The sequence below is a fragment of the Dictyobacter alpinus genome (assembly GCF_003967575.1).
Taxonomy (GTDB): Bacteria; Chloroflexota; Ktedonobacteria; order Ktedonobacterales; family Ktedonobacteraceae; genus Dictyobacter; species Dictyobacter alpinus.
Genome location: NZ_BIFT01000001.1, coordinates 1,783,759 through 1,795,494, shown reverse-complemented (window position 1 = coordinate 1,795,494; position 11,736 = coordinate 1,783,759). Strand labels below are relative to the sequence as shown.

Sequence of the window (11,736 nt, the reverse complement as noted above, 5' to 3'; positions counted from 1 at the left end):
CTTTGAACATACGCACAAAAAAAGAGCATCTGTCTGGAGAGATATATGGGCAGCAGAAAGACATGCTTGCGTCCTATAGACTCAGGCACGGCAAAAAGCATCCTTGCGAGATGAAGAGACGTATGAATCAGCGCGAGAAAAAAATAGCACTGAACGACTCATCACACTCTTACAAGAAAAATGTTCCTTCCTACGAAAAAGGAATACATGGTGATCTATCTAACCAAATAAAGATAACATGACTTTTCATGCATAGCTACCAGAAGCAAGTATACCCGAAGGTGCGACAAAAAAACAAGAGGTTTTTCAAGCAATTTTTGAATTTTTTCTACTTTTTCTTTATTTTAGTATAAGCTCATCCTTTATTTATGGATGAGCTTACGCGATTTTTTTCTTCTCTGGGTGCTATACCTTGTTTTATGCTGGCTACGTGTGCGTCAAGATGAGCACGTGTTGCAGGGACATGTCTTACGTAGACTGGCGTAGGGACGAGCCCTGCCGGTACGTTTGGCGCCCATTTGACGTATGATGTGCTGTTTTTTCGTCCTTTTGAGTGTTGAGATATATATGGACATGCGCGATGGTATTGTGTCTAAATGTAGCTAAGATGTGTTTATTGACACAATGAGAAAGGACGCTCAATACTATGACGACATTTCCAGTTGGTGTGGTTATATTTCCGCCTACAACGCAGAAGGTACTGCAGGGTATCAAGCGGGCAGAGCAGGCAGGAGTTCCAATGGCCTGGGTACCATCCTGGCCGGTGGGAGCTGATGGTTTTAGTATCGCTACCGCTGCAGCCGTACAGACAAGCACTATTGGACTGGGCACAGGCATCTCTATTACTTATCCCTGTCATCCCTTGGCACGTGCCAATCAAGCTTTAGTAATGGGGGAACTTGCCCCGCAACGTTTCCGTCTGGGCATAGGTGCAAGTCATCAGCCGGCCATTGAAGGGATCTATGGACTCAAGTTCGACAAGCCCATCGGTCATATGAAAGAGTATATTGCTGTACTTCGAGGGATGCTGTGGGAAGGGCGGATAGACCTGGATGGAGACTACTACCAGGTTCATGCGGAACTTCCACCACAGGTCGAGCCTCCACGTTTCCCAATTGTAGTTGCGGCACTGCGTAGAAACATGCTGCGCCTCGCGGGCGAGGTTACAGATGGAGCGATGCTGATCTGGGCACCGCCATCGTATATCCGTTCGGTCGCGCTTCCCAGTATGGAGGAAGGTGCGCGCCAGGCTAATCGTCCTCGGCCACCGCTGATCGTTAGCGCACCGATTGTACTGACAAAGGACTTCTCCATCGTCCGCCAGGTTGCGCAGGCGGCCTTCTCAGTCTACCGGTCCTTTCCTACCTACCGCCACCTGTTTATGGAGGCTGGCTATCCACTTCAATCCGATGGCACGCTCACGGATGAATTGATTCATGAGCTATTTTTGTATGGGGATGAAGATACCATTCGCCAGCGTATCTATGCCCTGCATGCAGCCGGAGCCGATGAAGTCATCACGATAACCGACCCGCGCACAGATCCTTCTCATGAAGAGCAAACGATCCTGGAAATCCTTGCCAGTATCTAATGCCCGACAAGCGGCCAGCACAATAGCACGAGATGCAGTCCGAATCGATCGACATCCTCGATCGGTTCGGCCTGAATTGGAAAAGGGGTGTCATTCGAATTTTTGCAACGACATGCATACCATCGTGGACATGCTCGGGTACTTTGACATGGGGCGAGGGGACGGCAACCCGCAAGGGGATTGCCCTACATCTCTCTTTTTTCTTGTTCCGTTTCTTGAAAATGAAATAAATATTCACGCGTGAAAAATATGAGAAAGTAACCTGGAAATGACTATTGTAGGGCAATCCCCTTGCGGGTTGCCGTCTCCTCGCCCCACGTGAACGTCCCTCATCATGATCATGTTGGGGATGACCTATCGTGACGTGAGATGTATGAGAGGATGGGTCCATGGCTACGCTTGCAAAAAAATGAATGGCACCCTTGGAAAAGTGGTCGCTTGAATTTGTGATAAGATGAGGATATACTTACAGCAATCGTAGATCGTTTTATACTACTATATAGATAGCAAGCTAAACGATAGATACACGCTGTTTCTGTCTGCGGGCAATACCGCAAAGCGCAGCAAGTTAACATTAAGGATACACTACTCCATGTCGGATATTCATGTCCGTCAACGCAATGGCATTTTCTGGCTCATTCTTGACAGACATCCAAGAAACATGTTGACCGCGACAATGCTTGAGCAGCTTGCGGAAGCCCTCCTCAAAGCAAGTAACAAGTCCCCACGCCTGATTGTTCTGACTGGAATGGGTGAAGACGCCTTTTGTGGCGGTGTGGATCTACCAGCAGACAGTACAGAAGCCCAACGTCAGGAGATTTTGCTGGCGGCTCAGAAGATTGACGAGTCGTTCTCGATGCTTTATCGGCAGGGTATACCAACGGTTGCACTGATCAAAGGATTGGCCCTGAATGCCGGCTGTGAGTTAGCTTTACTCTGTGATACTCTTCTTGCACGAGAAGATGCTGAGTTCCAACTACCAGAGACAAGCAGCAGTATTTTTCCACGTACACAGACAATTCTGGCGAGTGTGATTGGTCAGCAGGAAATGGAGCACCTTGTACAAAGCTCTGAGAACGTCGATGCGCGGGCTGCGCTGCGTTTAGGTCTGGTACACCAGGTTCTTGCTTCCAGGCGCTTCCTGCAGGATGCAGAGGAGCTCTTGACTATGTTGATGAGTGCGGCCTGATGTTCTCTCTTATTTAGACCTCGCTAAAAATCTCAAGAGATATAAAAAATGACCCCCCGACTTACTTACATTAAGCCGGGGGGTCATTTTTTTATGCCTCTTTTTAGTAGGTTTCCAGCAGGTTCATTGTCTTATTGCGTCCAGGCAATTGAACGTTGGATGGAGATGATTGCGCAAACGTCGGTTGTGAGAGGGCCGGCAAGTTGCCACCACTATCAACCGTATCCAATTGGAAGTTGACGATGCCTGTACGTACCTCCTGCGCCAGATGATTAACCTGACGAGCCATCGCATGGACATCGTTCGCGAATTGCGTACTGTGCTTGATCATTTCCTGTAAGGCTTCTGTATTAGCGCGTGGTATAGATCCATCGCTATTCTGGGTTTTAAGGAGCTGCGCCTTGTTCATAATCTGGGCCATCTCTTTCTCGATTTCCTGAAAGCCCCTGGCGCTACTTTTCTGGGAGGTCTGCATTTCCCGGGCGATCCGTTGATTTAGATTGCTCAGGGTGCGTAAATCTTCCTGGAAGTGAGTACGAAGTTCGTCGGGTCCCATATTGAGGGCGCTGGCAGTCTGCGGCAGATTTGTCAGACGATCAATTGTATTGGTTGCCTGTTCTGCCAGGCGTAGCGTGCTTCGTAAGCGTTGCACGATCTCTTCATTGGCGACCTGCTGGATCAGCTCACGAGTCTGACTCAATTGATTGAGCAGAGCCGTCTGCTGATTATCGGCCTTAAATGATGCACCTGAACCGCTGACTACTTCTACATCTTTACCAGGTAGCGTCGAAGTGGATTTGTGATTTGTCTTTACCAGGAGCAAGGATTGCGTGAAGCTTTCTGAACGTTCAACCTGTTGGCGCGCGATTACATCTAGTTGCTCGGCGGTTGTTTTTGTGCGCTGTAAGAAACGGCGGAAGCGACCGACTGTAAAATTAAAGGCGTTGGCTAGCATACCAATCGGATCATTACTAACAGGAGCATTGATACGCAGGTCACCTGCACTGACAACGCGCATATCGCTAAAAAGATGTTCGGCCGCATTGGTAAGCGCGTCACGCTGATTGCGCGTTTCATCCAGCAGCCCAACGATCGCCTCGAGCATCGCATTGACTGATCCCGATACATCCGCGATCTCATCACGTCCGATGACATTTACGCGGCGATCAAGTTGTCCCTGCTCAACTGCCTGTGTCACCTGACGCAATTGCTGCAGGCGACGCACAATCGTTCCTGAGATTACCAGACCAATGATAACGATCACGATAAAAGCAATAATCGATCCAATGATAGTCGTGATGATCTGATTCTGAGATTGAATGCTCTCGGCAGCCTGAATCGAGTCGGTCAGGCGCGAATTATACTGAATCAATGCGCGAATAGCACTGGCGGCGTCACTATTGGTGAGCTCAACCTGCACCTTTTGCAGATTCTTCGCTCTGGTCACATCATTGTTATCAAAATAGCGCATAACCTCGATCAGCGAATTCTTATGCGTCTGCCATGTGCGTTTAGCACTACCAGCTAAGATATCCTGTTGATGAGTGATGGTATCAGCCTGACCGGTAATGGCCAGAATATTCTTCTGCTCCTGATGCTTTGACAAGACATCTTTGCTTATATAACCATTTAATAAGTTATCATAACGTTGAATAAGATCTTGAAGAGCAGTTTTATCGGCTTTTAAGGTCTCAACCGATGGATTTGGCGTCTGTATCAGGTCTAAGATGGTCTGAGACTCTGTCTTGATCAGTTGTAAGTATTGAGTTCCGGTATTCAGGCTCGTATTGGTCGTTAAAATACTGCGGTAAAATTCAGATTGTTGACTCAAGGATTGAGAGCGCTGTAGGCCAATAATTCCTGCAACCATGGATGCAATTAAAGCGGCGGCAAGGAAGCCGAGCGTGAGACGTGTACCGATAGGTAGATCAATCAGCAATGAACCTCCCCGATTGCGGGAGGAACGGATACGCAGTTGATTGCCGTTATAAACCTGGTTATTTGACATAAGTGATCCTGATGGACTAGATGGTGGTGTGGCTGGCTTAGTTGTACGATTCACGGCGGTTGACCTCGCTTTCATAGGAGGACGAGAACGCTAAAGCTGGCTGGTCAAGTTGTTCTCCGGGCAGTGATCCTACTTTGGGTAAGTTCATTTCATCAATCGTGATATAGCTTAAATCATGCGCTTTTTTCTGCATGGCCGGGCTGGTCATGAAGGCTAGAAATTCTGTTAGCAAGGGAGTGTTGTCTCCCAGTGTATACATATGCTCATAAGACCAGAAATTATATTTGCCATCACCAATGGTTTGCGCGGTTGGCGTAAAGTTATCAAGGGCGACCGTCTTTACTGTAGGTTTGAGGGCAGAAAGACCAATATACCCGATGGCACCGGGGGTGGTGGCTACTTTGTTCACTACGGCATTGGTATCGTCTACATTCAAGGGTGTTCCAACTAACTCGTCGGCGCCCCCAAGCACATATTTACGGAAAGTCTCACGGGTGCCAGAGGTAGATGGGCGTACCACCGGGTGGATGGGTTGATCGTTTCCACCTGGTATCTGGTTCCAATTTGTGATTTTACCACTTGATAGGATATCGATAAGTTGTTCTTTGGAGAGCGACGTCACCTTGACCCCAGGATTAACGATCATTACAAATGGTGTAACACAAATAATATGATCTGTCATATTGGGATCAGGATAAAGGGCGGGATCAACATAAATATCTGAGTCACCGATGTCAGAGACTTTATTGTTAACATTTTTGAGCCCCTTTTTGCTGCCTCCTCCATCCACTGTAATCTTCACCTGCGGGTGCTGGCGCATAAATTCTTTGGCCGCCACATCTACGAGAGGCTTTAAGGCTGTTGAGCCGCTGATGCTCAACTTTCCACTTAGCTCTTGTGTTTGTTGAGGGTTTCCAGCGCATCCAGTCAGGAGAGAAGCTAAGAAGAGCAAGAGAAAAAGTGGCGTGATGCCCATCATAAAATTACGCCCACCTGTATATGAGCTTTTATGGTGCCGTTCAATATCGAGATTCTTCGATAGCATAACGATAATCCTTTGGACGTGTTTCTCCATAATGCGTGGAGTTTTTTTGGGTTAAGTCGCGTACGATTTTTGAGCATTACATCTCAAGTCGATTATGGATTAGCCCCGTTAAGCGATTGTTATGCCCTTGTTAAATTGTCTCCTGGGAATAGTTAAAAGAAAGCATGAAGTAGCTCAGGAAGAGCTTTGAAAGGTGATTTAAGCTTAACAAACTGATCAATAAGGTCGTAGGAGAAAAATACCAGGTTACTTAATATTTGTAAGTAAAATTGCAAGAATCATATGTATTGAGTTATTTTTTCTGAAAATTCTTCGAATGATATAGGATGATACTATTCTTTTTTTTATAGAGAAGAAAGATAAAAATTCATCTGGTTTATATGGCACATATTGAAGCCACCGAACAGGAATGGCGTGGGCACGGCGATCATGAGTGTGTACAGAGACCTTAACGTGGGCGGAGGAGATGGCGATCATGATCGTGAACAGGGACATTAACGTGGGCCGAGGAGACGGCAACCCGCAAGGGGATTGCCCTACATCTATCATTTTTCTTGTTCCATTGTTTCAAGATGGAATGAATACGTACACCGTTAAACCTACGATAAAGTAACCTGGAAATGACTATTGTAGGGCAATCCCCTTGCGGGTTGCCGTCTCTGCGCTTCACGTCAATGTTCCGGATGATAATTATGGTTGGGTATGAAATATTGTGACGTCGAATGTATTGTGGCCGTAACGGTGTGAGGAACTTTTGTTGGGTGGATCGCGTCATGCTAGTGAGTAATCATTGTATAAGTCTTCATAGGTTACCGAAAAAGGAGTTACTAATGAGTACGGTTCGGAAGCTTTTAAATAGAAGTAGAGTTGCGACTGGCGCTTTTGGCGTGCTATTGGTTATTGTGCTGACCCTGTTAACTGGTTGTGGGGGAGATGCCCAATCGACACCTGCAAAAACCTCTAGCGGTGATAAGGGATCTCAACCTGTTGTGGCACCCACGACAAAAGTAGCAGGTTATGGTACAGATCAGGGGTGTGCAAGTGATGTCATTGTGACTAATCCACCCAAAGCCAATGTAATTGCCTTATTATCAGGTACAAATGAGCCTACAGTTTTTGCTCGTACCGGTGATATCATCGAATTCCGTTTCCCGTTTGGGAAGAAATGGGGAAAATCGGCAACGACTCCGGAAGGTCTGACTATGGAGAATCCTGCTGGTTATGCTGTGAAAAGCGATAAGGTATGTGTCTGGCGCTTCACCGCTCAAAAGGCGGGTACCTATGAGCTTCATTTTAGTGACCGTCCACTATGTAAGGCCGGCGCTATGTGTCCGATGCATATTATAGATGTACCTGTTACGCTTGCAGTCAAATAGCCACCTCTCGTTTCTCCCTCTCGCGCCGCCTGCAGCGGCGCGAGAGGGAGAAAGAATGAGCGGGGATACCCCGCGCCCCCGGCAGGGCACTCCGCTGCTGCACCCCGGTTTTTGAACTGATGTTACAAAAATTCGCGGTAAATCATAACAACCTCTTATGTTTGTTTGTTCTACAATGTTGGTACCCGGATATAGTGATCGCAGCTATTGACAGTTTGTTGTCTTTCTTTTACAATGCTTTGTAACTACAGTTACTTTATTTTTGAGGGAGTAACTGGTGATCACACACAGATATGGAGTTACAGTAAGATGGCAACAATACAACATCATTTAGCGCAGTTGCAAACTGCTGAAACCAGTACGAGACCAGCAAATATTCCCACATTCTCCACCGCATCCTCGCTTGCCACAGGCCTCCTCATGCCTATGTTCATGTCCATGTCTATGTGTTGCCCCCACTGTTACTAATTTCTTTCCCAAATTTTTTTGCCCGCACATTGCTATAGAGCATTTATCCCAGTTTAATTGGCTTCTCAGGCCTCTACACTACAATTTCTGGTAAAGCTACCTTATGATCCTTTACCTGTAAACATTGTTTGCTTGCTTGATTTAGTTAGCTTGTGCGGGATGAACTTTCTTGTATTCATCATTTTTTAATTTTTAGCAAGCTAGCTGTAATTGAGTGGAGAATGTATCAGATGTTACAATATGAATTGCCCGTACAGGTACAAGAGATAACTTCTTTAGCTAAAAACAATGTTTTAAAAGGCCAGACAGATTTAATTGTCCTGCGTCACCTTGCCTGTCAACTGCGCCTGACGTTACTGACGATCGAGGATACCAGTGAGGCGGTGTTTCCGTTACGCTACCAATTAACTGAGCGTCAGAGTTGCCTGCATCGCATTCTGTTTTACCGACCCGAGCAGTTACTGAAAGAAGAGACTCTTTCATTTGTTGGATTTGTCAGTGGTCGGCATGTCTCAATTGATGCTGAGTTGGTTAGTGAGCTGTTTCAAGCGGATCAACAGATGCTGGCTAAACTGATCCATATTCCAGGTTTGCTGGCATATTCCTCATTGGAGTTGCGACCGGGACGTTGGTACAACCTTGTGGTTATGCAGGATTTTGAGGTCAAGGCCGATTTGAAGCGGGTTGATATGCATCAGCATGCGGCCTATCAACTGGGGCCGCGTACCTATGATTGGATTCGCATTCATAGTGGTATCTTTCCGGGCGGGCTGGCAAAAAACGCACCTCAACTGATTAAAACCAGGCATTATGCTTTTACCCACACGGTGAAAAATTTTCAGATGCATGAAGTTGTCTACTAACGCATTAACCATAAGGATAGGCTATGTTACAGAGTGTTACTATTTCTGCATCATTGCAGTTCGCGAATTTTTTATCGCCTTTGTTGCGGGACACCTATGCTGCGATTACTACCTATGCGGGACAACAATTACAGATGGCAACTGAATTAGTGCCCGGTCACGATCTTAGCGATTTTGGTAGCGGCCGGGTAGATGTTGGCTTCCTGTGTGGCCTGTTATATGTACATTTAAGGGCTACGCAAGAGGATCCAGTAGAATTGCTGGCGGCCCCGGTTTTGCGCGGGACTCGTTACCAGGGGCGGCCCCAGTATTTTTCAGATGTCGTGGTGCGGAGAGATAGTCGCTGGCGCGCTTTTGCGGATCTGGGTGGGTCTACCTGGGCCTATAATGAAGAGGCGTCACATTCAGGCTACAACCTGGTACAGTATAGCTTATTGGAGCGGCAAGGACATACAGACTATTTTGGTAGAACCGTGAAATCTGGTTCGCATGCTCAATCCCTACAACTTGTGCTGTCCGGTCAGGCTGATGCGGCCGCCATCGATTCGCATGTATTAGAGGTCATGTTCCAACAAGATCCGCAACTGGCCGCACAACTCCATAGTATTGATATGCTGGGTCCATCAGCCATTCCTCCTATTGTGGTCGCTCGTAAACTTCCCAGGCAGTTGAAACAAGCCCTGAGGGATATTCTCGCGCATATGCATGAAGATCCTGTGCAGGCAGAGCTTTTGCATGCCGGCAAGATAGAGCGCTTAGTAACAGTACAGGATGAGGATTACACGAATATCCGTGCGATGTGGAATCGTGTGCAGACAGCCAGGCAGCAGTCTAGAGGTTTTCCAGACGCAAAGCAGGTGCTTTATACGCTATAATGAAGAACACAACATGTTCATTGTGCGTATTGACACTACTGGAAGGACAGATATGACAACTGCTAGTGAAACAGGCAATGGTGCTGAGCACAATTCTCCCTCATATCGTTCCCGTATCGGATTAGTGGCGGATTCCCCGAATTTTCCTGCCGCCTGGGATCAAGTGATCGCAAAAGTGCGTCTGGCGGATGAACTGGGTTATGATTCGGTCTGGCTAGGTGAATCCTGGGGATATGAATTATTTACGTCGATGTCAGATCTGGTGCGAGCCACCAGTCGCATTAAGATCGGCGCCGGGATCGCCAATATTTATTCGCGTAGTCCAGCCTTGATTGCCAGTACTGTGGCCACCCTGGATGAGCGCTCCGGTGGACGCATCCTGTTGGGATTAGGACCCTCGGGGGCGCAGGTGGTTGAGCACTGGCATGGGGTTCCCTTTGAGAAGCCGCTGCAACGAACCCGCGAATATGTGGAGATTATCCGTACAATTCTGCGCGGTGAAAAGCTGGTCCATCAAGGCGAAATTTTTCAATTGGAGCGCGGTTTCAAGTTGCGTTTCAAAGCGACCCGACCAGATCTGCCTATTTATATCGCGGCCATGGGTCCCAAAAATATTCAGTTAACGGGCGAGGTCGCGGATGGCGTCCTACCTGTCTACTGGCCCGCGACCCGCTGGCAGGCGTTACGCGAACAGTTGGATGCCGGTTCCCTGAAGGCGGGCCGACCAGCCCATAGCGCGGCGATCGCCCCCTACATTACCACGGTCATCCTGAGCGATAATGCCAGTGAAGAGGAGCGGCGGGCCGCCTACTTTAAAGCCGCCTCACCACTGGCCTACTATATTGGTAAAATGGGTGTCTACTACGCTCAGATGTTGGCGCGTAATGGTTTTGAGGAAGATGTCCAGGCCGTCCTGGCTGGTTGGCAGCAAGGTATGAAGACCGCTGTTGAGGCGGTCAGTCCACGCTTGTTAGAGGCAACCACTATTGTTGGAAGCGCCCAGGAGTGCGCCAAAAAGATTGGTGAGTGGGCAGCCCTGGGCGTGGACGAACCATTGTTGACCATGCCCGAAGGCTCACCCGATGAAGTAGCCGCTCAGCTTTCAGCGCTTAAAGCGGCGCTACCAGCATAGCCTGAACGGGCCGCAAACTCGTCCGCATGCTCAAGACGTTTCTTGATTGATGGATGAGAGTGGAAAATAAACTCTACAATGGGCGCCGGCTCGATTTCAGACAGGTTCTGATCAGCCAGGCGCCTCATCGCGCTTTTAAAGGCCTCGATTTTGTGGGTGGATTGCAGGGCATATTCATCGGCCTGATATTCAATCAAGCGGCTATAGCCATTGCTAAGAGGCATAATAATAAAACTAAAGATCGCCAGGAGTGTAAAAAAGAAAGGTAGCGTAGCCGGATCAGTCAGAGAACGATAATAATGTTGCTGATCAATTACCCAGTGCAGCAGTAGATTGCTCACAAAGAGTCCTACCAGCATTAGCAAAGCCTGGCTGGCAATCAACTTCCAGATATCGCGATGCACATGATGTCCCAGTTCATGGGCCAACACCACCTCAATCTCATCAATTGCATAGCGATCAATCATCGTATCGCCCAATACAATGCGTCGCGTATTGCCCAATCCCATTAATGCCGCATTGGTGCCAGTGGTTTTATTACTCATTTTCATCGAGAAGACGCCACGCACCCTGGTATTGGCCTGTTCGGCCAGCTTTAAGAGGCGCTGTGTTAGCTCACCCTCGGGCAATGGTGTGAATTTATAGAACAGGGGATAGATCAGAACGGGAGCCAGATTGGCCATGACTACTGAGAAGAAGAGGATTATGAGCGCGGTCCAGAGCCACCAGAGTTGTGGTTGAAATGCCAGCAGGGCATAGATCAGTGAGACAAATACCACCTCAAGTACCAGACTTAAACTCAGGCCAACGAGCAGTTCACGGAACCAGGCACCGATACTCATCACAGAAATGCCATAGCGGCGTGGTAGCACAAAGCCAGAATAATAAGACAAGGGGAAGGTCAACACTTCATACAGTAGCGTGATTAACAAACAGTACACAGCAATCTGCCAGGGAAACCAGGCCGGGTGTGGTTGCCAGGTCAAGAGCGGAAACCAACTGCCCGCGCTCTCAACCACATCGCGAAACCACTTATCCAGTCCCGCGCCCAGCACAATCAAAATACTGAGCACCCCAATGCTCATACTTACATATGAGAGACGGCGACGCGTGCGGGCATATGCACGGGCCTTTTGCTGTCGATCGACATCAATTTCCATGCCAGTTTTACTTTCTTTGATAATGGGCA

At 48.0% G+C, this 11,736-nt stretch carries 9 protein-coding genes; 6 read left to right on the top strand and 3 right to left on the bottom strand.

Going from position 1 to position 11,736, the window contains the following annotated elements:
- Positions 1 to 646: 646 nt before the first annotated feature.
- Both EL633_RS07060 and EL633_RS07055 read left to right on the top strand, forming a co-directional pair.
- On the top strand, positions 647 to 1,591 hold the full coding sequence (locus EL633_RS07060; RefSeq protein WP_126626508.1) for an LLM class flavin-dependent oxidoreductase: 945 nt from the start codon (positions 647 to 649) through the stop codon (positions 1,589 to 1,591).
- Between the two features lie 592 nt (positions 1,592 to 2,183).
- Entirely contained in the window at positions 2,184 to 2,780 is a 597-nt protein-coding gene (locus EL633_RS07055) for an enoyl-CoA hydratase/isomerase family protein (RefSeq protein ID WP_126626507.1), read from the top strand.
- A 103-nt stretch (positions 2,781 to 2,883) separates the two neighbouring features.
- Here the strand turns inward: EL633_RS07055 and EL633_RS07050 are convergent, their stop codons facing one another.
- On the bottom strand, positions 2,884 to 4,788 hold the full coding sequence (locus EL633_RS07050; RefSeq protein ID WP_161982011.1) for a HAMP domain-containing protein: 1,905 nt from the start codon (positions 4,786 to 4,788) through the stop codon (positions 2,884 to 2,886).
- A gap of 37 nt (positions 4,789 to 4,825) precedes the next feature.
- The gene (locus EL633_RS07045; protein WP_161982010.1) at positions 4,826 to 5,833 is read right to left on the bottom strand and encodes a PstS family phosphate ABC transporter substrate-binding protein; all 1,008 of its coding nucleotides are present in this window, start codon (positions 5,831 to 5,833) and stop codon (positions 4,826 to 4,828) included.
- 830 nt (positions 5,834 to 6,663) lie between these two features.
- On the opposite strand from EL633_RS07045, the gene EL633_RS07040 reads away from it, so the two are divergent.
- The 4 genes from EL633_RS07040 to EL633_RS07025 all read left to right on the top strand — a co-directional run bounded on the left by EL633_RS07040 (position 6,664) and on the right by EL633_RS07025 (position 10,547).
- A complete protein-coding gene (locus EL633_RS07040) occupies positions 6,664 to 7,209 on the top strand; it encodes a hypothetical protein (RefSeq protein WP_126626504.1) in 546 nt (181 codons plus the stop codon).
- A gap of 698 nt (positions 7,210 to 7,907) precedes the next feature.
- Positions 7,908 to 8,540, top strand: a complete 633-nt coding sequence (locus EL633_RS07035) for a hypothetical protein (protein WP_126626503.1) — start codon at positions 7,908 to 7,910, stop codon at positions 8,538 to 8,540.
- A gap of 23 nt (positions 8,541 to 8,563) precedes the next feature.
- Positions 8,564 to 9,415, top strand: coding sequence for a phosphate/phosphite/phosphonate ABC transporter substrate-binding protein (locus tag EL633_RS07030; protein ID WP_126626502.1), 852 nt, complete (start codon positions 8,564 to 8,566; stop codon positions 9,413 to 9,415).
- Between the two features lie 52 nt (positions 9,416 to 9,467).
- Positions 9,468 to 10,547, top strand: coding sequence for an LLM class flavin-dependent oxidoreductase (locus EL633_RS07025; protein WP_161982009.1), 1,080 nt, complete (start codon positions 9,468 to 9,470; stop codon positions 10,545 to 10,547).
- On the opposite strand, the gene EL633_RS07020 is transcribed toward EL633_RS07025, so the two are convergent.
- The gene (locus tag EL633_RS07020) at positions 10,511 to 11,707 is read right to left on the bottom strand and encodes a M48 family metallopeptidase (protein WP_126626500.1); all 1,197 of its coding nucleotides are present in this window, start codon (positions 11,705 to 11,707) and stop codon (positions 10,511 to 10,513) included. The genes EL633_RS07025 and EL633_RS07020 overlap by 37 nt on opposite strands.
- Positions 11,708 to 11,736: the final 29 nt, after the last annotated feature.